Source organism: Methylomonas fluvii (assembly GCF_014850975.1).
GTDB lineage: Bacteria > Pseudomonadota > Gammaproteobacteria > Methylococcales > Methylomonadaceae > Methylomonas > Methylomonas fluvii.
The window spans coordinates 1,020,911-1,042,575 of sequence record NZ_JACXST010000001.1; the positions used below are offsets into that span (position 1 = coordinate 1,020,911).

Consider the following 21,665-nt stretch of genomic DNA (forward strand, 5'->3'; position numbering starts at 1 on the left):
AATAACCTCCAAAAAATCCCCCTTACTAAGGGAGAGAGCTAGAGTTAATACCGTTAAGTTAAGCCCCCTCTCCTGCTGGAGAGGGTTGGGGTGAGGAGAATAAATAAGGCAAAGAACTTTATTGATCCCCTCATCCCAGCCTTCTCCCTGAGGGAGAAGGGGCTGCCCGTCTTTAAGTTATGTGCAGTTGTCCAGAAGGATAGGGGATTTAACTATTTGTTTTATCACCGATTAGAAATCGATTTCACATCCCTGGTCGTCACGCCTTTATATAACTGGCGCGGGCGGCCGATTTTCAATTCCGGATCGGAGATCATTTCGTCCCATTGCGCAATCCAGCCCACCGAGCGGGCCAAAGCAAAGATGGCGGTGAACATTTCGGTCGGGATGCCTAGAGCGCGGAGGACGATGCCGGAATAAAAATCCACGTTGGGGTAGAGTTTTTTTTCGACGAAGTACGGGTCTTCAAGGGCAATCCGTTCCAGTTCCATCGCCAGTTTGAACAGGCGGTCGTCGTTCAGGTTTAATTCGTCCAATACTTCGTGGCAGGTTTGCCGCATCAGTTTGGCGCGCGGGTCGTAGTTTTTGTAAACACGGTGGCCAAAACCCATCAAGCGGAACGGATCGTTTTTATCCTTGGCTCTGGCGACATATTCGCCTATTTTCGACACATCGCCGATTTCTTCCAGCATGTTCAATACCGCCTCGTTGGCGCCGCCGTGTGCCGCGCCCCACAGGCAGGCAATGCCGGCCGCTACGCAGGCATAAGGGTTGGCGCCGCTGGAGCCGGCCAGTCTGACGGTGGAAGTGGACGCATTTTGTTCGTGGTCGGCGTGCAGGATCAGGATTCTATCCAGCGCTCTGACCAACACCGGATTGGCTAGATAATCTTCGCCGGCGTCGCCGTGCATCATGCGCATAAAGTTTTCTGCATAGCCCAATTTGCGTTTGGGATAGATAAACGGCATGCCGATGCTATATTTGTAGCACATCGCTACCATGGTCGGCATTTTGGCGATCAGGCGGATGGCGGAGATATAGCGGTCTTCCTTGCAATTGATGTCCATTACTTCGTGATAGAACGCCGACAGCGCGCCGACTACGCCCACCAATACCGCCATTGGATGCGCGTCACGGCGGAAGCCGCTGTAAAATTTAATCAGCTGTTCGTGTACCATCACATGCTGACTAATAGTTGTGACGAAGCCTTTCATCTCCGAGCCATTGGGCAGATCGCCGTTCAACAATAAATAACAGACTTCCAGAAAATCGCATTTTTCCGCCAGTTGTTCGATGGGGTAGCCCCGATACAACAATACGCCGGCGTCACCGTCGATGAATGTGATTTTTGAAGTACAGCTGGCGGTGGAGGTAAAGCCGGGGTCGTAAGTAAAATGGCCGGTCTGCGCGTACAAAGACCGAATATCGATGACGGACGGACCCATGGTGCCGGGTGTGACCGGTAATTCGATTACGCGGTCTTGGTCTTCCTGTTTTAACGTCACTTTTTTATCAGTCATGTCAAATTCTCCGGAGAGCTAGCTGTTGAGAAGGGGATGGTTTGTATTCTATTGCAAATAGCGAATAAACACAGCTTTAGATAGGGATTGTTTACAATTTAGCAAAAAATGCGGGCTTAATTGATGGGGTTCGCTTTGCTTTAGTCTTGCAAGGGAACCCGGATGGCAAATTTGTAGGGACGGGAGAGCAACGCGAAAGCCATCGCCAACGCTGTTATTCTTGGCTGGGCTGGTGCCTTTTCCCATGTCCGGTAACCCTGCCAGGGTGGTTTACAAAACCGTCCGCTCTAACAGCCAATAAGCCCCCATCAAGGCCACCATCGCTGAACAGCCTTTCAAGAATTTCTCGGCAAATGCCGGCTTGTTATTCAGCCACCAGATGATAGGCAACACCACCGAGGCCACGGCGATTTGCCCGGTTTCTATGCCGAGGTTAAACGACAGCAAGGGCAGCAAGATGCCGGTGTCGCTGCTGGTAATATTCATTTCCCGCAACACACTGGCAAAGCCAAAGCCGTGAATCAAGCCAAAGCCGAAGGTTAGCCATTGCCGGCCCTTGGGGTGGTCGCCGCGAATGATGTTTTCCACCGCCACATAAATAATGGTCAGCGCAATCACCGGTTCGACGAAACTGCTGGGTAGCTCAATGATGTTCAGCCCGGCACACGCCAAGGTAATGGAGTGGGCGATGGTAAAGAAGGTGACGATCTTGATCGCCGGCCAGAAGCTGTGCGTGACTGCCAGCAAGGCAAACAGGAACAACAGGTGGTCATAACCGGTAAGGATGTGCTCAATGCCCAGCTTCAAAAAATCCGCAAACGCGGAAAATCGGGAGTCGTTTTGTGCGACGGATTGATCCGCAGGGGGCAATACCCATTGCAACTGGTCGTCCGCCCTGTTCAGCATTTTCTCGCTCAGCGTTTTACCTGCAGTGTCGCGCACCGTGACATATTGCTGATGCCCGTCCGGCAGCCAGGCTAAGAGTTTGGATTGCACCTGCAATTGTTGGTGCGGTACGGATTGAAAAATAAATTCGACATGGGCGTTGTTCTGTTCATCGTAATTGACAGCTCCCGGCGCCACGGCTTGCACATCAACACCATCAATATTGACCCGCAACTGCGCAGCCAGCATTTTGGCGATGTCCGGCTTAGCGGCTTCGCGCTCGGCGGCGCTGACTTCCGCGTCCAGGTCGCTGTCCATCGGCGCAAAGGCTTCGATGTCTTGCAGGGCAAAGGTCAATTTAGCTACAACTTGCTCGGATTTGATTGCCACATCGATTGAGCTAAGGCCAGGATCGTGCGCCGCTGCCCAGCTCGATTGCAACAGCAAACAAACCAGCAGCAGACATCGACCGGCGAACAGCCTATGCATTTTCCATCTGCTGCTCATTAAGGTTGTTCCCCATTTCCGTTGGCTTGCGCGGCTTTTCTACGTTTGTGAAGGAAGACCAAAAATCCCAGCACCATCAACACCAGAGCCACGACACCACCAATTGCCTCCAGAGGCAGATCGGCACCGTTGGGATCGACACCCACTTCCAGCGCAATGCGGAATTTATCGTCGTCTTCCATCGCTTCGCCGATCAACAGATAAAGAACGTAATCGCCATTTTTATCCACATCGGCTTGCGCTTCTACCGCGCCTTTCGGATACAGCTTGGACGGGATTTCGGCGACAGTGCTGATTTCGCGCACATCATCCGGGGCCTTCTGGCCGGTTTTTTCCACTTCCACCAATTTAATGCCAATCGGCGTGGCGCGAATATCACGGTCGATCAAATCGGCGGTGAAAAACATCTTGCCGGCTCTGGGTATTTTCTGACAAAACGGCACAAAAGCGGCTTTAGGATCGGGATTTTTGTCGTTCTTATCCGGCTGCAAATACGCACTGAAATGCACCGCGTAAAAATCGTTGGCGATGATGCAATCCAGGTCCGGGCGATTGCCCAGTGCATTGGATTGTTTTGTGCCGAAGCCGAGTTTGTCGCAACCGCTGAGTAAAAAGACGCAGGCCATGAGCCCGACTATAAAAAAGACGGGAAGTCGCTGAATATTCATAGAAATAAACCGATGTAAGAATGCAGACTAGGGTTTGACGGTAAATTCGAATTTACCGGTGACTATGTGAGTGTCCTCGGAAACCACGCGGTAGCGAATAGTGTAGGTGCCCGGCGCCAGTGTTGGCACGGTGGCGTAGATATTGGCGCCATTGGTCAGGCTTTGCGCGACATCGTGGTTATCCACCCGCTTGCCGGTGCTGTCGATGACGGCCAGGGCCTTGTATTCGCTGCGGACTGCGTCGTTAAACCATAGATCGATTTGCTTGGGCGATTCGGTGACGGTTTCGTCCTTAGCCGGTTGCGATTTCACCAGAATCGCGTGCGCAAATGCCGAAACCGGGCTAAATAACGCAATCGCCAACAAGCCGGGTTTTATTATTGTTGTTATGTCTAACTTGGGCATGACCACCTCTTAAATTATAAAAATCATTGTAAAACCGCCGCCGACCATTGCTTGCCGGCCGCCGATTGCTCTAACCACATTGCCAACAAGCCAGTCGGAGTGGCGACGATGCGCGGGAAGGTCGCGGAAGCGCTGGCGGATGATAGCAACTTGCTTGCCGACCAATGTTCGCCATTATCGACGGATTCCGAGACAAACACTTTAGAGCCTTCCGGCCCTAGCGCATCCCACACCGCGACTAAGCGCCCGGCGCCGAACGCGATGTCCGCATGAAACGCGCCGGCTTCGCCAAGCCGTTGCGACGGCGTCCAGTTTTTGCCGCCATCGGCGGACTGCATATGATACAGCCCCACCTGGTTTTCCGCGCCGGTCCATACCAAACTATGCAAGGAACCGTCGCCGGCTAGGCTCAAGCCGCCGCCGTTATGCGGGCAGCCGTCGAAAATCCAGTTGAACTCACCTACCGTACTCAAGCGTTGCCAATTGGCGCCGGCATCGGCAGTTTGAGCCAGCGCCATATCGCGCGGTTTCATATCCCGGTACAGTACATTCAACTTACCATCGGCGCCCACAGCCAGGCGATTCCAACAGCACGAGCAACTGGAATCGTCGATAGTCTGCGCCATCTCCCAGCTTTTGCCGCTGTCGCTGCTGCGCGCATAGCGCACACCTTGGTAACCGTTCTCGTCTCTATCATCCAGCCACACCGCATGAAAGCGGCCTTCAGCATCCGCCAATAGTTCGTGATGCGATTGGTCCGCATCGCTGCCGGTCGGTTTGGCGCCTTGCTGCCAAGTTTTGCCGGCATCATTCGAATAAATAGTGAATAACGGCCCCATGCCCGGCAATTCGCCGGTAGTTTGCCAGACGATCAGCAATTTGTCGCCGGCTGCGGCAATTTGTATATCGTTGCCGATTTTCGCCTCAACGGGCTGGTTAAATTGCGGACTCAAAGCGCTGGGCTGCGACCAATGCACACCGCCGTCTTCGGAATGCAGATAGCCTATATAAGGTTGCTTACTGCCGGTTGGTGTCGCGACGAAGGTTGCGTGCAGGGTCTGCCTGTCGACATACACATCGAAACTGACCAGATTTTGTAAGCCTAGCGCTTTGGCGTCGATAGGACTGAGAATCGCCTGCCCCAAAGCCAGCTTCGCAGGCGCAAGTTCTTGTTCGCCACAACCAAACAACGCCAAACTGGTGAGCACGACAACGCTCAAGTAAATAGCCTTCAAGTTCGGCATGGGTATGACGCCTCTCTGACAAAAAAGGCGATGATTAGACCATATTGACGCGCAAATCAGAACCGGGAAACACCGGCAACTTCGAGCAATGCAGGAGCACAATGAATAACAGCTGCGTCGATCAAATTTCGGCCCGCCGTTTGAAGGACAAATCGTTCTATCCCGGCATTGCTGCCAGCCCACTTGGTTTAAAGTCTAGCCATTGAAAAACTTAAAAATTGTATGATTGACCGTATCTATTAAAGCAAGTGACAATCCCATCGCCTTGTAGGGGGAAGGTAGCGGACTGAGATATTTGGCAGACGTTTTTTGACACAAAATCTTTTAATTTTGCATTGGTATTTAGGGAGATTTACATGAAAAGCATTATGTTGTTACTAGCGTTACTATCGGCAAGTTTAACCAGTATTGGCGTGGCAGCACACGAACTTAGTTATGCCGTTGTTCTATCCGGGCCAAATGAAGCGCCCACCAATAGCTCGCCAGGTCTTGGTAGCGGTACAGTCACTTTCGATCTGGACTTAGTCACCATGCGGGTTAATTTTTCATTCAGCGGCTTGCAAGGCAATACCGCAGCCGCTCACATTCATTGCTGCACTTCCGTTGCGGGCGCAGCGACTGCCGGGGTCGCTAGTCAAACGCCAAGCTTTGTTGGATTTCCTTTGGGTGTAACATCCGGCAGCTACGACCATACCTTCGATCTCAGCCTCGCAAGCAGCTATAACGCGACATTCATCACCAATAACGGCGGTACCGTCAGCAGTGCCCTAAATGCTCTACTGGCTGGCGCGGATGCGGGCAAAGCCTACCTTAACATTCATACAAACTTATTTCCCGGCGGCGAGATTCGCGGCTTCTTGCAACCAGCAGCCGTACCAGTCCCGGCTGCAATTTGGTTATTTGGCAGCGTAGTCGGTGTGTTCTCGTTAAGCCACCGTCGTAGGCAAGTTTAAAAGCAACCGATTTAGCATTAGTTGAAATGTCGGGTTACGCTCTATCGAGCTAACCCGACCTACGAGACTGCCGGATAACCTGCCGGCTATTCAAAACTGTATTCATCTTGCTACAAGCATAGACTTGGACGGCAGTTGATTCGGATAAATTTTCCCCTATTTCACTGGCGCAGAACCCGCCAAATCCATGTGTAACTGCGCTTGCAAACCACCTAGCTCCGACTTGGCAAAATCAATATCCGCCGCATGTAAAGCCACAATGCGCTGCACGATGGACAAACCCAAGCCGCTGCCTTCAACGCTATTGGCGGTTTCTAAGCAACGGTAAAAGCGCTGCGTGATGCGCTGGTAATCGTCGTCGGCAACACCGGGGCCGCTGTCGTCCACTGTCAGCTGCAAGCGGTTGTTTTCGCGGCGACAAGCTACTTTGATATGCCCTTCAATCGGTGAATATTTAATGGCGTTATCGATCAAGTTGCGGATCAATACTTGAAATAACTGTGGATTGGCGACGATCATCAGAGCCGGCTCTCCTTGCAATTCAATATCGATACGCTTGTCGCGGGCGGCGTGATCCAGATCGGAAATCACGTCTATCAAGGCCTCGTTAACATCAACAGACTGCTTGGCAATCCTGGCCTGTTGGTGCTGAACCCGCGACAAAGTCAGCAATTGCTGTACGGTGTGCGTCATTCGCGACACCGCTTGCTGGGCTTTTTGCAAGGCCTGATCGCGCATCAGCGTATCGGTGGTTTTTTGCGCCACTTGAATTTGCGTCAACAGACCGGCCAATGGCGTGCGCAGTTCGTGGGAAGCGTCGGACGTAAAATTGCGCTCATTAGCAAAAGCCTGTTCCAGCATCGCAAACAAACTGTTGATTTGTGTGACCACCGGCAACACTTCGTCCGGCAAATTTTCCACCGACAGCGGTTGCAGAAAGCCGGCGGCCCGGCTGGCCAGTTGCTCTTTGACCTGATTGACCGGCGACAAGGTGCGGCTGACGATCCACCAAATCATCATGCCCAATATAGGTAATGCGATCAAAAAACCGATTACTTGCTGGCCAGCGATGCCTTCCACCAATTCCCGGCGAATATCGTCGCGCTGACCGACATGAATTACATAATTGCCGTTTTCGGTACTCAGACTAAATACGTGCCAAAGCTGGCCATCCAGCATGGTTTCGCTGTAGCCGTTTCGAGTCAAGGATAAGGCGAATTCCGGCGCGCTTTCCGAGCGCAACACCAGACCCTCTTTTACGGAGCGTAATTGAAAGGCAATTTTGCGTTCGTACTTGTGGCCGAGGATGGGCGTGTCGAACAGCTCAGGAGTTTTGTCACGCTCCCAGAGTTTGGTCAGTGCTCGTTGCCGAACCATGTTCTCGACAAAGGCGTGCACTACCCGTGCCGACTGAGCTAATTCAGCGTTGAATAGTTCGGTGACTTCGTCGCGGGTTTGTTTGTAACTGAAGTAGGCGGTAACGCCCCAAACCAACAACAGCGAGGTTAGGAGCGACAGCAGCAGCTGCTTTTTTAGGGAGCGCGGCGCCAGACGAAAATGTTTGGCCATTAGTTCTCGTCGATGATGTAACCGACGCCGCGTATGGTGCGAATCAGATTGCTATCCAGTTTTTTACGCAGGTGGTGAATATGTACTTCCACCGCATTGCTTTCGACTTCCGAACCCCAGGCGTAGAGCGACTCTTCCAGACGAGCCCGGGAAATAACCTGGCCGATATGCCCCATTAGGTAACTAAGCACTTCAAATTCTTTTTGTGCCAGATCAACCGGTTTGCCATTGAAATACACTTGGTGTGCGGCCGGATCGATGGTAACGCCTTTATGTTCGATCACTGGCAGGCTATGACCATCGTGGCGGCGGGCCAGTGCGCGCAAGCGGGCGCAAATTTCCGCTAGGTCGAAAGGTTTGGTGACAAAGTCGTCGGCGCCATTGTCCAGACCGGCCACCCGCTCGGCGACGCCTTCACGCGCGGTTAAGACCAAAACCGGGGTGCTGTCCTTGCGGCGGCGCAGGTTTTTCAACACGCTCATCCCGTCCATGCGCGGCAAGTTCAAGTCCAACACCACCAGATCATAGTGGTTCAGTTTCAGCGCTTCGTCGGCCTGCGCGCCGTCGATTAACCAATCCACCGCATAACCTTCCAGCGTCAAGCCGGCTTTCAAGCCATCACCGAGGATGGCGTCATCTTCTACCAATAATAAGCGCATGATGTTTGTGTACCTATGGGCTGAGTAATTAACTTAGCCTGGATTGTAGCAATGATTTCTCAGTGTTCTGTGAGCGAGTAAGCAACTTAAAAGTTCGCTGGGATTGCAACTAAAACCCAGCGAACGGCGCAAGCCTCATTACGCCGAAAGGCTTCGTTCCAGATTGGCTCGCAAAGCTTCCAGAAAATCCTCGGTCGGCAAAAAATGCGAGTCGGTCAAATCGTCGCCGTAGATGCACAAGGCCAAATCCTTGGTCATTTGCCCGGCTTCGACGGTATCGACACAGACTTTTTCCAGGGTTTCGCAAAAAGTAATCAATTCGGCGTTGCCGTCCAGCTTGCCGCGAAACGCCAGGCCGCGCGTCCAGGCAAAGATCGAGGCAATCGGATTGGTGGAGGTCTTTTTGCCTTGCTGGTGCATCCGGTAATGGCGGGTGACGGTGCCATGCGCCGCTTCGGCTTCCATGATCTTGCCGTCCGGCGTCACCAGCGTGGAGGTCATCAATCCCAGTGAACCGAAGCCTTGCGCCACCGTGTCGGATTGCACATCGCCGTCGTAGTTTTTGCAGGCCCAAACGAAGGCGCCGTTCCATTTCAAGGCTGAAGCCACCATGTCGTCGATCAGTTTATGTTCGTAGACAATGCCTTTGGCTTCGTATAAGGCTTTGTATTCGGCTTGGTAGATGTCTTCGAAGATGTCTTTGAAGCGGCCATCGTATTTTTTCAGGATGGTGTTTTTGGTAGACAGATACAAAGGCCAGCTTCTATCCAGTGCCACGTTGAAACAACTACGCGCGAAACCGGCGATGGATTCATCGGTGTTGTACATCGCTAGAGCCACACCATCACCGCCGAAGTGATACACCTCGAAAGATTGTTCCGCGCCACCGTCGTCCGGGGTAAAGCTGATTTTTAATTTCCCCTTGCCTTTGGTGACGAAATCGGTGGCGCGGTATTGGTCGCCGAACGCATGCCGGCCGATGCAGATCGGCTGGGTCCAGTTCGGCACCAGACGCGGCACGTTTTTGCAGATGATGGGCTCGCGAAACACGGTGCCATCCAGGATGTTACGAATCGTGCCGTTCGGCGATTTGTACATTTTTTTCAGGCCAAATTCTGCCACCCGTGCTTCGTCGGGGGTGATGGTGGCGCATTTGATGCCAACACCGTGCTTTTGGATGGCGTGAGCCGCGTCAATGGTGATTTGGTCGTCGGTGGCATCGCGCTGCTCTATGCCTAAGTCGTAATAATCGATTGGCAGATCCAGGTAAGGCAGAATCAATTTGTCTTTAATGAAATGCCAGATGATGCGGGTCATTTCATCGCCGTCGATCTCCACCACCGGATTTTTGACGGATATTTTCTTCATAACGGCTCCTCACCTTTCGCTAAAAATGGCCTTCAGTATAGCCTGCCTACCCTTGAAGCAAGGAATGTTTAACGGCTTGCTCGGCTCTGTCTGCAGCGCGTCGCGCATTAATCGAATCACGGCAAAAACTAGGCTATACTGCCCAGGCAGCGTCTACGCATGCTGCCGTAAGACATTGTTCTGTACAGGGTTTTAGCAACAGGCTTTCCCCAGCAACACCGTTTTTCTTCAACATCCGATAGCAGGGCAATGAGCCAATAATAATAAAAAATCATTCTTGAGGAGGTGTAAATGACTGGTCAGATCTTCGATTACGAAGCGATAGTCATCGGTAGCGGTTTCGGCGGTTCCATCAGCTTTTGCCGGCTCGCGCAGAAGTGGGGTTCCAAAGTCTTGCTGGTGGAACGTGGCAGGCATTACCCGATGGGCTCTTTCGCCCGTTCACCCAAACAAATTTCCGACAGTTTTTGGAGCGTGGAAGGCGAGGCGATTGACCGGCCACGCCACATTCAAAACAAAAATCTGCGCGGCCTGTTTGACGTCCGCAATTACAAAAAAATGGATGCAGTGATTTCGGCGGGCCTGGGCGGTGGCTCGCTGATTTACGCCAACGTTTTCCTCGAACCGCCCGAACAGGTTTTTGAGCAGGGCTGGCCGACCGGCTTGGATAAAACCACTCTCGCTCCTTATTATCAAATTGCCAAACAAGTCTTGGGCGCTCGCCCGGTGCCATCCTGGCAAACTGACGACCGCAGAAAAATCGTCCGCACCGAACTGTTTCAAGAATTTGCCGCCCACGATAATCGCACCAGCAAACTGGCCGACATCTGCGTGTTCTTTGGTAACGACTACAACTACCAAGGTTCGGACGCACCCATCCCCATCGGTTTGCAGGAGAAAAACCGTTACGGCGCCACGCAAACCTCTTGCACCTACTGCGGCGAATGCGACATCGGCTGCAACACCCATTCCAAAAATACCCTCGATCTGAATTACATTCACGCCGGCCAGCATCGGCATGGCGGCCAAGTGTTTACCGATTGCCAAGCTGAAAAAATTATTCCGCTCAATGCACAGGGCGATGACGATACCGCCGCCAGCGGCGAATTCGGTTATCGCCTGGAATTTCAAAATTTTGCTTCAGGAAAACTGGAAAGCTTGAAAACCCGCCGCGTCGTGGTGTCGGCGGGTACCTTCGGCAGCAACGAGCTTTTGCTGCGCTGCCGCGATGTGCATCGCAGTCTGCCCAAACTCAGCGCACAATTGGGGCGTTGGTTCTCCGGTAACGGCGACTTTTTATCGTTTGCCATCGAAGGCAAAAAAGACGCCGATCCCAATTACGGGCCGGTGATCACGCAATACACCGATTACAACTTGTTTGACCGCTTTAACAGGCAGCAGGCCTTTGTATTGGAAGATGCCTCTTATCCGGCTTGGCTGGCCTGGTATATCGAAGGCGTATTCCCAACCAGCACCTTACGCAAGCTGGTCCGCGCATTGAAAGCGTTGGTCGAATGGCTGAAAAAATATCTCAGCAACGGTGTGTGGAACGGTTCGCTGGGTTTTTCCTTACATGAAATTTTAAAGGACGATTTGTCTTCAAAATCCGTGGTGATGTTGTGCATGGGTCTGGATCACGGCGACGGCACGCTGACACTCAACCAGGCAGACCGTATCGATCTGGACTGGCCGCAAGAGACCAGCATGAGCTTGTATCAAGCCATCCTTGCGGCCGGCGAGCGCTTCAAAAAATTTGTCAAATCCAATTGGTTTTTCCCGCTGCCGACTTGGGACTTACCAATCCGTCATAACGTGACCGTGCATCCTTTAGGCGGCTGCATCCTGGCCGACTCGCCGGACAAAGGCGTGGTCAGCGGCCATCCCGAGCAGCGTGGCCAAGCCTTCGGTTACCAAGGCTTGTATGTGGTGGACGGCTCGATCTTGCCGAGCGCAGTCGGCGCCAATCCGGTGGCCACCATTTCCGCGACCGCGGAATGGATAGCCGAAGGCATCACCGGCATCAAGCCCGATGCCAGCCTGGGCGTGTAAACCTAATTCACAGGAATATTGACATGACAACTACCAACAAAACCTCATTCGAATTTACCGAAGAAATGAAAGGCTATCTGAGCCTGGGCCAAACCGCGTTCGAAGACGGCTATCAGCAAGGCAAGGCCGATAACCATTACTTCATGTTTCATCTGACCATCCAGAGCGACGATCTTGATACCTTTCTGGAGTCCGAAGCGCATCAATCGGCGGCCATCGGCTATGTGGAAGGCGATTTGATCGGCGGCCGGCGCACGGTGGACAAAGGCGTGTTCAATCTGTTCGTCGATAGCGCCGATGCGGACCGCAAACAAATGCTCTACCGGCTGTTTTTTACCGATGCTAATGGTCAGGCCATGACCTTGAGCGGCCGCAAGCAAATTCAAAACAACGTCGGCCCGGACTTATGGGCCGACACTACCACCTTGTTCACCAATTTGTTCAAGGGCCATGTGGAAGCCCACAAGGAAGCCAAAGCCAAGGTTTACGCCACCGGCTTGCTGTATATCGAAATCATGGATTTTGCCAAACAACTGACCACAATCCGCGCCAGCGGCGAAACGCTGAAAGACCGCCTGCACGCGGTGGAGCGCTTCGGCGGCTTCTTTTTGGGTGCGTTGTGGGAGGTCTACAAACCATCCATGTTGCCAAAGATGGGCGGCTTCGAACGGGAAATTCCGCTGTATACCCTGGAAGGGGTCAAGGATGCGGAAGTCAGCACACATCCATTCACCACCGCTGATCGGCTGGGTCTGAGTTTATTGCGCTTCAAGCGCGCGGTGAACGACGATGTCGTGGTCTTGGTGCCGGGTCTGACCGCCGCCAGCGATATGTTCATCATGCCGGAACATTACAACCTGACCAGCTATTTGCTGGACCACGGTTTTAGCGATGTCTGGACTTTGGACGGTCGGATCAGCAACCGCTATTCCTATAACCTGCATCGGCACAACTTCAACGTCGACGATCTGGCGCTCTATGACATGCCGGCGGCCATCGCCACCGTGCGCGCTGCGGTCGGTCCTTCCGCTCGCATTCATGTCATCAGTCACTGCTTTGGGGCGTTGGCGTTTACCATGGGTCTGTTCGGCAAAGCAGTGACCGGCGTGCGCAGCTTGATCGCCAACGGTGTGGCGTTGACGCCTTGCGTGCCGCTGCCGGCCAAGATCAAACTGTATCTGGGGCCGTTGGCCGCCGATTATATTTTGGGCGTGGATTATTTGAACCCTTATTGGCGTCGCGAACCGGGTTGGGGCGCGGGTAAATTGCTGGCGACTGCGATTTCGGCGTTTCATAAGGAATGCGACTCGCCGGAGTGCCATATGCTCAGTTTCATGTGGGGCTGGGGCTTTCCGGTGTTGTACAAACACGAAAACCTGCACGATGTGACACATCGCCGCTGTGGCGACTTGTTCGGCGGTTGCAGCGTCAATTACTACCGGCATGTGTTGAAAATGGTCAATGCCAACAATACCGCCGTGAAATATCAGCCCAACGAACCTCGCTACCGCAGCTTGCCGGACAATTATTTCCAGCATGCCGCCGAGATCGACACGCCGTGTCTGTTCGTCGCCGGCCAAGACAACGCCTTGTTCCGCAACTCCAATATCGTTTGCCACCAACGTCTGGAACAGATCGTGCCGGGCCGCCACGAACTGGCAGTGATTCCGGATTACGGCCACGCCGATGTGATCATGGGCAAAAATGCCGCGCAAGACATATTCCCACGCTTCGTGGAATTCCTGAATAAACATCGCAATTGAGGAATGCAGCTATGACAAGTACCCAAGAAGATTTACAACTAACGCTGGATACGCTGCAACCGACCAGAACCCGACCAACGGCCGGGCTGAACCGGCTGTGCATCAGCATCAGCGATCTGCATTTCACCGATAACACGGTCGGCAATCAAAGCAGCGAGGAAATTGTCTGGGCCGAATTCTTCGCCGACATCGCCAGTACCTGCAAAACTCAGCAAGTCGACGAATTGACGCTGATCCTAGACGGCGACGTGGTGGATATGATTCGAAGCGCGGTCTGGGCCAAGCACGGTGTCTATCCGTGGGAGCGCGACAAACCTGAATTTGCCGTGTGCCTGCGTAAAATCATGGCCGAGATCGTCAGCTTGCACGCCACCAACGCGGACGGTTTTTTCAATCATCTAAAACGGCTTCCCGACGATCTGAAAAATACCCGGCTGGAAGTGATTACTCTGCTGGGCAATCACGATAAGGAAATTTTCACCGATCCGGTCACCCTGCGGATGTATTACGACGAGTGCTTGGGGCCAAAGTTGGCCAATTTGTCAGCCGAGTATCGGCAGTGGGTCGGCAAGATGTATTTCGATGACGAACAACATTTTTCCGACCAAAGCAGCGTACCGTGGCTGCCGTTTTATTGGGGAGATGCCGAGTTGCGGGTATTTATTACTCACGGCCAATGGCGGGATCGGGAAAACAGCTTGGCATTTACGCCGGGCAACAATTTACCGGGCTGGAGTACCGGCGACGGTTGGCGAGCTAAGGTTTGGCAGCAACTCCATTACGCGCCGTTCATTGAGGCCTGTTTCGGCGATACGGTCGCGGCCGGTGCGCTGTCCACGTTTATCTACCGTTGCAAACTCAAGCTGAACGATCAGGACCCGGATCAAGCCAATGTCAGCCGTATCAAACGCATTCTGGACGAATTGGATTTGTACCGGCCCACCTCGGCGGCAATTGCCCGGATTCTGCAAGAAACCCGTGACAAAAAAACCGGCGACGAGCTGCGGGACATTATCGAGAATGAGTTATACGAAACCCTGTGTCTGTGGTTGAGCTGGGATTACACGCTGAGCAGTTCTCCAGCTTGGCGGCGCTTGGCGTTTCGCGTCGCCAGGGTGTGGCTGATGGTCACCGGTCCATTGCATATGTTCCGGGTGCAATTGCACTTGGTCCGCGGTGTGTTATGGCTTTATGACCAAGTACAAACACTGCTTGACTTGCTCGGACCCAGTTCGGTGTATCGAGAAGACGGCGCCAGTTTCAAAAATTTGCAGGTGTTTCCGACATTTCAGGATTTATTCCTGCAACAAGGATTTCGGCTGCACGGCGAAGGCCATACCCATATCCCGCTGCAAACCGAAGCGGATATCAAGCACACCGAGGACGGCGCACCAAGCCGAAACTTTACCTACATCAACTTCGGCACTTGGCGCGACCAGTTGGTAGGCAAAGAGAAAAAAGGCTACCGCCGCCGCGGCGTCGGCCGCAGTCTGTATGTGCTGAACAAGGTTACGGGCCAACAACCGGGCTATCGTTTTTTCGTGAACGATAATTTGTCCTGGAGCGACAACATGGATCGACTGTAGCGTTTTTTGGCGACGGTGGCCGGATAGTTGCGTCCGGCAGCCGCCACGCTTGGAATTGGCCGGCCTGTGTTAGAATCGGTCCAATGCATGAACTAGACACATTCAAGCTGATCGAGCGGATCAGCGCCTTGTTACGTTCGGAAGAGCGCAAAAAATACGCAGCAATCGGTTTGCAACCGGTACATGGCCAGGTGCTGGAGTATCTGGCCAAGTGCAATAAATACAGCAATACCCATGCTGCGGTGGCCGAGTATCTGGGCTTAACCAAAGGCACGGTATCCCAGACTATTCAGATTTTGGAGCGCAAGCGCTATTTGGATAAGACCACATCCATTTTGGACGGACGGGTGGTACATCTGAGCCTGACAGAGGCCGGCAAACAGTTGATCGACGAGTTAAAGCCACTGGATGTTTTTAAGCAGGCCGAATCCAAAGTCAGCCGCCAGGAGTTCGATACCATAGGCCAGGCGCTGCAAACTACGCTGGGCGTGCTGCAAAAAGTGAATGACTCGAAGAGTTTTGGTTTGTGCCGTTCCTGCCATTATTTTTCGGTGGAACAGCATCACTATCAATGCGGATTAACCGAACAACCCTTGGATCGCGAGGATACTGATAAAATATGTCGTGACCATTTACCAATTCCCAATTCATTCATAGACCAAGAGTAGCTACCATGTTTGATCCCAAAGCCATAGACAACCTTGCCGAGCGTATCGCCGGCGCCATTCCGCCCGGATTGACCAACTTGAAAGACGACGTCGAAAAAAATGTCCACGCCTTGCTGCAAAGCGGGTTATCCAAATTGGATCTGGTTAGCCGCGAAGAATTTGAAGTGCAAAAAGCCGTATTGGCGAAAACCCGCGCCCGTTTGGAAGAACTGGAAAAACGCGTCGCCGAACTGGAACAACGGATTCCGCAAGCTTAAAAAAGCCATGTCGCTGGCCGTCGTTTACAGCCGGGGCCGCTCCGGTATAGACGCCCCGCAGGTGACGGTGGAAGTGCATGTCAGTAGCGGCTTGCCGGCTCTAAACATAGTCGGCTTGCCCGAGACGGCGGTGAAAGAAAGCAAGGATAGGGTACGCGGGGCGATCATCAACTCGCACTTCGAATTTCCGTTCCAGCGCATCACTATCAACCTGGCACCCGCCGATTTACCCAAAGAAGGTGGGCGCTTTGATTTGGCGATTGCCTTGGGCATCCTGGCCGCTTCCGGGCAAATCCCCAAAGACGCACTGCACGAATACGAATGCATAGGCGAGCTGTCGCTAGGCGGGGAGTTGCGGCCTATTCCCGGCGCGTTGCCGGTAGCGATTCATTGCCGCAATGCTTTTAGGCAACTGATTCTGCCTGCTGGTTGCGCGGCGGAGGCGTCGTTAATCAAGGATGCGCAACTGCTGCCGGCCAGAACGCTGCTGGAAGTCTGCGCCCATTTGGCGGGCCGGCAAGCCATCGCGCCACCCGACATTAATCTCAGCTTCGAGCAAGCAGTTCACACGGTCGATTTTGCCGACGTGCATGGCCAATTTCACGTCAAGCGGGCGATGGAAATCGCCGCCGCCGGGAAACACAATTTATTGATGCTTGGGCCTCCCGGCACCGGCAAGTCCATGCTGGCGGCACGCTTGCCGACTATTTTGCCGGAACTCAGCGAACAGCAAGCCCAGGAAACCGCCGCGCTGGCCTCGATCAGCGACCATGGCTTGAACGTCAGCCGCTGGCGGCAGCCACCGTACAGAGCGCCGCATCACACCGCATCAGCTGCGGCTTTGGTTGGCGGCGTGTAAACCAGAACGTATTTTGCGACTGACCGATATTTGAGGACTGATAAATGCGACTATGGTAATTTCGCCATTATTGCCTTAATATTATGAGCGCTTTTTGCGACTGAGTACGTGTGGGTGTGAAATTGGCATTCAACTAATAGCTTCTAAGGTCACTTACTCTTGCCTACAACATACGCAAATCCAAAAAGCAGCCTGTACCACCAAAACATAAATCCAGATATACCAATTATTTACGATTTTTAACCGATAAAGAGGGCAATAAATGTCAGGATCAAATGGAAGTAGCGGTGTTGGAAGCGGCTTTTGGGAAAGCGAAGAGAGTTGTGAAGCATTAGTAATTGACACACAACTTAGTTCCCCCAAACCTGACGTTATTTCGGATATCTCAGTTGGCGATCAGCTGGAAATTTCGGCACAGCCAATTGGAACTACCACAGTAGTCGTTGCGCTACATAAGGGTAAAGTTGCAGGTGGATTGGCATCCCCGAAAATACGACGGTTGCTTGAATGTTTGGCAGGTGGCACTCGGTACGTTGCTCGAGTCACCGATAAGAACGACGGTCAGATTCGCGTGCGTGTTAGTCCTCAATGAATTCAACAACAAATAATACTTACCCTATAGCAGTCGTCGGCGGGGTGTATCTTGAGCGCTGCATGCGACCAGCTTGGCAAGAGGTGTACGGTTCAGCAGGAAGAGCAGCATCCGCCATGGCGGCAATGGGCGTATTTGTTGAGCTACACACCTATTACGATTCAATAACAGAGCCTGTATTAATTTCTCGAGCAGCCATTGAAGGATTTAAGTTCTCAGGGGAAAGCATTCAAAAGTCTATACTTTTTGATTACGACCACGGCTTAGCCACTCCACGCATCTATAGTTCTGATGGTAGTCAATCTTCGCTACGCTTACAGGCCGAACAGGTTTTACGCTTCGGCATGCTGGAAGGCAGCGCATCTGTTCATGGTAAGAGAGTTGTGTACGACCCGCAGAGCCCAGCAAAGCCTGAGGCATTTCATCAAAACGGATCTACAGCAAACGAACTTGCTCTGATTCTTAATCGTCGCGAGGCCCAGCTGTTAAGCGGTGGGGAAAGTAAATCAGTTGACTTAATTGCCAAGTCATTGGTTCTTGATGGCCATGCTCAAGTTGTAGTCATTAAATGCGGTCCACTGGGTGCTTTGGTTCATGATGGTAAGTCAACTGATCTAGTTCCAGCCTATCGGTCACGCTCCGTATGGAAAATAGGATCCGGGGATAACTTTGCTGCACATTTTGCATTGCGATGGATGGAGGAAGGGAAATCGGCCGCCGAAAGTGCGGACCTTGCCTCACGAGCAACGGCATACTATTGCCAAAGCAGAGGTTTTGCCATACCAGAAATATTCGAATCATTCACACCAGAAGCAATTGTTCCCTCTGAGGCATTTCGAAATGGGCGCCGTCCGGTTGTCTATTTGGCAGGCCCTTTCTTTACTTTAGCTCAGCTCTGGATCGTTGAGCAAGCACGGAAAGACTTAACGGATATGGGGCTTGAGGTATTCTCACCGTATCACGATGTGGGTTGCGGTAGTGCTGGGGACGTAGTGATGTTTGACTTAGCGGGCATCGAGAGAGCAGACATCATTTTTGCCATTGGCGACGGCATGGACTCAGGCACAATTTATGAGATTGGCTACGCTAGAGCCAAAGTTAAACCTGTGATCGTTTATTGTGAAAACGAGTCCCAGGAAAACAAAAAAATGATGCAAGGTTCGTCATGCCTTATGTGCGATGACTATGTTAGCGCTATCTATCATGCAATTTGGACTGCGTGTAGTCTATGAGGACTGCTTTATTATTATCTGGTGGAATGGATTCACTGGCTATTGCATGGTGGAAACACCCTGACCACTGTTTTACTATTGATTATGGGCAGCTCGCGGCCGAAGCAGAGATAACTGCATCAAAGGTTATCTGTGAGAAATTGGGCATCGAGCATCATGTCATCCGTATCGATTGCAGGTCTCTGGGCTCGGGAGATATGGCTGGTACACCTCCAGATGGATATGCCCCTGCCAGCGATTGGTGGCCCTATCGAAATCAAATGTTGCTAACCTTTGCCGCCATGAAGGCCTTACCCTTGGGTGTCAAGTCGCTTTGGATTGGCTCCGTAAAATCCGATAAGTCCCATCAAGACGGCACTATCCAATTTTTGGAAAGCATGAGCGCCTTACTGTCTCTCCAAGAAGGAGGCATGACAGTTAGTGCTCCTGCTATCGATATGACGACTCCTGAACTGATTCGACACGCAGGCGTCCCTAAAAATATTCTAAGTTGGGCACACAGTTGTCATAAAGCAAACGTTGCGTGCGCAAACTGTCGAGGATGTAATAAGTATTTTGAGGTGCTTTATGAGCTCAATGGCGGAATGGATAGACTTGGGTAATCCTTTCCCCCGTCTGGTGCCTAATTGCTATACACCTATAAGTTGGCCTAAGAGAAACGTAATTCAATTACCCCTGACAATTACTGCCGAGGAAAGACAGGAATCTGTAATCAATATACTGCTTCGTCGTCGCACGCGACGCCAGTTTTCTAATTTGAGTATGGAAGCACTTGGCTCTTTACTTTGGGTGTGCTGCCATACTCAAGAATTAGGTAGTGACCACTTAGGGTTTCCTTTGTCACGCCGCCCAAGCCCATCGGGCGGCGCGATTCATCCCGTCCACCTTCTTGTGCTGCTACCCCAAGAAAACTGCTGGTACCGTTACGATCCTAAGGAACATGCATTACACGAAACGCCCAGTAAACTGGATGCAACGATAGTGAGGAGTTCTATGCAAACCATAGTTGCTGCACCATCGGCGACATTGTTCATCCTTGCTGCGGAACCAGAGATGACAGCAGCAAAATATGAGGCCTCTGCAAGCCTAGTATGGAGGGATGCCGGCGTGATACTTGGGATATTAGCTATCGCTGCAGAAGCCCTTGATCTCAGTTTTTGTCCATTGGGAGTAACTGGCGAGCCTTGGGTAAGCCAGTTACTCGAACAACCGGGTTTGTTTGGTGTCGGCTGTGCCTTTGTTGGAGCGACTCCGTCCTCTTGATGAATTAGTCACAAGAACATTAGACGACGAGCGGGGACGAACTCCGGCTAAACTCCCTCCCATCAACTGAGTAACGGTCCTAGGGGAGGACATCATTTCAAACCAGATAATTGCATCTAGCTCAGAAGGGCGGGCTCCGATAGCCTGAGCAAAACGTATAAATTGTTCCTCTAGTTCTAAATAGTTCTTCTCTACCGTTAGGTTTTCATCAAAGAACTTCGCCAGTGCACCCGCACGCAGTACGTGAATATCCAGAATTGCGACATCATCCGCGTTTAGCCAGTTACGTGCGACCCACGACGCCGTTTTGAGTCCAATACCAGGCAATTGGATGAGCCATTGGCGTAATGTCTTTCCACTGTTTAATGGTGGAGTTTCTGTAGACAGCCGCAATAATGCTTTACTCAAATAATGTGCTTTTTGTTTTGCAAAGCGGTATCGAATCTGACGACCATCGATTTCAAGCGGGTGGGAAAGTACATCAAATATCTCTGATTCGGTTGGAGTATTAGCCAGCATACCAAGTGTTTGGAGTCTTCGAAATGCGGCAAGACCGACATTAGCCGGAATTCCATGGCCGCCTAGAAGACACGCGCCGACCTCCTCGGCAAGTGTACTTCCTAGTCGGTGCCGTGGGGATATTCCTGTGATACGGCGTGCCATGACTTGGTAAGTCCAATATGCTGGAGTAGGAAACGCTTCAATTGGTCCCCAAGGAATTCCAGGTAGCACAAAGGTGTCTGAAGATGGCAGTTCGATTTGCACTACGGCAGAGTCTATGAAAATTGCAGCGGACTGCCTCATAAGTGTCTCGACTCGGTTAAGTACTGGGCATTGAGTGCATGCAAAAGGTGCTCTCGCTCAACTGGTTCCATACGGTCAAACCGATCAAACAAACGCTGGTGGCGGCGCTTGTTCGTCTGCCGATCTCGATATGTCTCCCCGAAATATGAAGCATCATGAAGCTTAGTTGGGGGGGGGAAATTCATCCAGACACACTCTGTACGTACATCTACGTGGGTCTTTGACAAAAACGTTGATTTGCGCCAATTTGCCAGTCGCAGCTCATACATCGAATTGTCGTAACCCGAAAGCATTACCATGCAAGGCAAAGCAATCAAAACATCCAACAGCCGGCAATGATCCTTGTACGAATACTCATGCCGATAAATTTTCGAATTTCTTCGAGATTCGGGTAAATATGGGGGGTCAGCATAAACTAACTCCCCTCCTTGAAAATCATATTTCTCAAGAAACGAAACGGCGTCACCGTGAACAAGAGTGCAATAGTTCGGATACCGTTGCTGCCAGTTAGCAATAACCGCCTCATCTGCATCGATACCAAAATTGATTTGAGCGGTCTTTTTGTTCCTTAGCACAGCTCCGCCACCTAAGTGAGATTCAATATAGGTTGTGTGTGCTGGCATCAAATTAATTAGCCGCTGGTAGCATTTGCCTTTTCCGCCTGGGTATATCATGCACTAATCATCGTCAATTCTGACGATGATGTCAAGTAGAGCAAATCAATTAATCGTCCGTGATTTTGATCTTGCACATGGTTCACAGACATTTCGCTAAACCACCATTTAAACCGGTATCGCTTTTTGCCTATTGTGTT

General features: G+C 51.9%; 19 protein-coding genes and 1 pseudogene. 10 read left to right on the forward strand and 10 right to left on the reverse strand.

Features of this window, described 5'->3' with window-relative positions:
* Positions 1–224: 224 nt before the first annotated feature.
* From gltA to EBB_RS04850, 5 genes are all read right to left on the reverse strand, one after another.
* Positions 225–1,520, reverse strand: a complete 1,296-nt coding sequence (gene gltA, locus EBB_RS04830; RefSeq protein ID WP_192392711.1) for a citrate synthase — start codon at positions 1,518–1,520, stop codon at positions 225–227.
* 270 nt (positions 1,521–1,790) lie between these two features.
* Positions 1,791–2,894 carry a HupE/UreJ family protein gene (locus tag EBB_RS04835; RefSeq protein WP_225587240.1) on the reverse strand — a complete coding sequence of 368 codons (1,104 nt, stop codon included), beginning with the start codon at positions 2,892–2,894 and terminating at the stop codon, positions 1,791–1,793.
* A gap of 17 nt (positions 2,895–2,911) precedes the next feature.
* Positions 2,912–3,538, reverse strand: coding sequence for a hypothetical protein (locus tag EBB_RS04840; protein ID WP_225587241.1), 627 nt, complete (start codon positions 3,536–3,538; stop codon positions 2,912–2,914).
* Between the two features lie 69 nt (positions 3,539–3,607).
* Positions 3,608–3,985, reverse strand: coding sequence for a copper resistance CopC family protein (locus EBB_RS04845; protein WP_192392714.1), 378 nt, complete (start codon positions 3,983–3,985; stop codon positions 3,608–3,610).
* Between the two features lie 23 nt (positions 3,986–4,008).
* On the reverse strand, positions 4,009–5,229 hold the full coding sequence (locus tag EBB_RS04850; RefSeq protein WP_225587242.1) for a sialidase family protein: 1,221 nt from the start codon (positions 5,227–5,229) through the stop codon (positions 4,009–4,011).
* A gap of 356 nt (positions 5,230–5,585) precedes the next feature.
* Here EBB_RS04850 and EBB_RS04855 point away from each other — a divergent pair, with 356 nt between their 5' ends.
* Positions 5,586–6,182 carry a CHRD domain-containing protein gene (locus EBB_RS04855; protein ID WP_192392715.1) on the forward strand — a complete coding sequence of 199 codons (597 nt, stop codon included), beginning with the start codon at positions 5,586–5,588 and terminating at the stop codon, positions 6,180–6,182.
* 156 nt (positions 6,183–6,338) lie between these two features.
* On the opposite strand, the gene EBB_RS04860 is transcribed toward EBB_RS04855, so the two are convergent.
* The 3 genes from EBB_RS04860 to EBB_RS04870 form a co-directional block, all read right to left on the reverse strand.
* Complete coding sequence (locus tag EBB_RS04860; protein ID WP_192392716.1) at positions 6,339–7,751, reverse strand: ATP-binding protein; 1,413 nt, start codon at positions 7,749–7,751, stop codon at positions 6,339–6,341.
* Entirely contained in the window at positions 7,751–8,410 is a 660-nt protein-coding gene (locus EBB_RS04865) for a response regulator (RefSeq protein ID WP_033158182.1), read from the reverse strand. Before EBB_RS04865 ends, EBB_RS04860 begins: the two co-directional genes overlap by 1 nt.
* A 138-nt stretch (positions 8,411–8,548) precedes the next feature.
* The gene (locus EBB_RS04870) at positions 8,549–9,778 is read right to left on the reverse strand and encodes an NADP-dependent isocitrate dehydrogenase (RefSeq protein WP_192392717.1); all 1,230 of its coding nucleotides are present in this window, start codon (positions 9,776–9,778) and stop codon (positions 8,549–8,551) included.
* A 291-nt stretch (positions 9,779–10,069) separates the two neighbouring features.
* On the opposite strand from EBB_RS04870, the gene EBB_RS04875 reads away from it, so the two are divergent.
* The 9 genes and pseudogenes from EBB_RS04875 (at position 10,070) to EBB_RS04915 (ending at position 20,047) form a co-directional block, all read left to right on the forward strand.
* Positions 10,070–11,827, forward strand: a complete 1,758-nt coding sequence (locus EBB_RS04875) for a GMC oxidoreductase (protein ID WP_223146798.1) — start codon at positions 10,070–10,072, stop codon at positions 11,825–11,827.
* 23 nt (positions 11,828–11,850) lie between these two features.
* Positions 11,851–13,590 (forward strand): alpha/beta hydrolase family protein, encoded by a 1,740-nt coding sequence (locus EBB_RS04880; RefSeq protein WP_192392718.1) that lies wholly within the window; start codon positions 11,851–11,853, stop codon positions 13,588–13,590.
* A gap of 11 nt (positions 13,591–13,601) precedes the next feature.
* Positions 13,602–15,176, forward strand: coding sequence for a hypothetical protein (locus tag EBB_RS04885; protein WP_192392719.1), 1,575 nt, complete (start codon positions 13,602–13,604; stop codon positions 15,174–15,176).
* Between the two features lie 83 nt (positions 15,177–15,259).
* Complete coding sequence (locus EBB_RS04890; protein ID WP_192392720.1) at positions 15,260–15,844, forward strand: MarR family winged helix-turn-helix transcriptional regulator; 585 nt, start codon at positions 15,260–15,262, stop codon at positions 15,842–15,844.
* A gap of 5 nt (positions 15,845–15,849) precedes the next feature.
* Positions 15,850–16,101 carry a ubiquinone biosynthesis accessory factor UbiK gene (gene ubiK / locus EBB_RS04895; RefSeq protein WP_033158177.1) on the forward strand — a complete coding sequence of 84 codons (252 nt, stop codon included), beginning with the start codon at positions 15,850–15,852 and terminating at the stop codon, positions 16,099–16,101.
* Positions 16,102–16,108: 7 nt separating this feature from the next.
* A pseudogene (locus tag EBB_RS04900) lies at positions 16,109–16,954 on the forward strand (YifB family Mg chelatase-like AAA ATPase); the annotation flags it as partial.
* 594 nt (positions 16,955–17,548) lie between these two features.
* Complete coding sequence (locus EBB_RS04905) at positions 17,549–18,784, forward strand: PfkB family carbohydrate kinase (protein ID WP_192392721.1); 1,236 nt, start codon at positions 17,549–17,551, stop codon at positions 18,782–18,784.
* Positions 18,781–19,386, forward strand: a complete 606-nt coding sequence (locus EBB_RS04910) for a 7-cyano-7-deazaguanine synthase (RefSeq protein WP_192392722.1) — start codon at positions 18,781–18,783, stop codon at positions 19,384–19,386. The genes EBB_RS04905 and EBB_RS04910 overlap by 4 nt, the downstream gene beginning before the upstream one ends.
* Entirely contained in the window at positions 19,352–20,047 is a 696-nt protein-coding gene (locus EBB_RS04915; RefSeq protein ID WP_192392723.1) for a nitroreductase family protein, read from the forward strand. The genes EBB_RS04910 and EBB_RS04915 overlap by 35 nt, the downstream gene beginning before the upstream one ends.
* On the opposite strand, the gene EBB_RS04920 is transcribed toward EBB_RS04915, so the two are convergent.
* Together EBB_RS04920 and EBB_RS04925 are read right to left on the reverse strand one after the other, a co-directional pair.
* Positions 19,982–20,812: an 8-oxoguanine DNA glycosylase gene (locus EBB_RS04920; RefSeq protein ID WP_229427534.1), complete on the reverse strand. Its 831-nt coding sequence runs from the start codon at positions 20,810–20,812 to the stop codon at positions 19,982–19,984. The genes EBB_RS04915 and EBB_RS04920 overlap by 66 nt on opposite strands.
* Before the next feature lie 35 nt (positions 20,813–20,847).
* A complete protein-coding gene (locus tag EBB_RS04925; RefSeq protein ID WP_225587243.1) occupies positions 20,848–21,474 on the reverse strand; it encodes a DNA adenine methylase in 627 nt (208 codons plus the stop codon).
* Between the last annotated feature and the right edge of the window lie 191 nt (positions 21,475–21,665).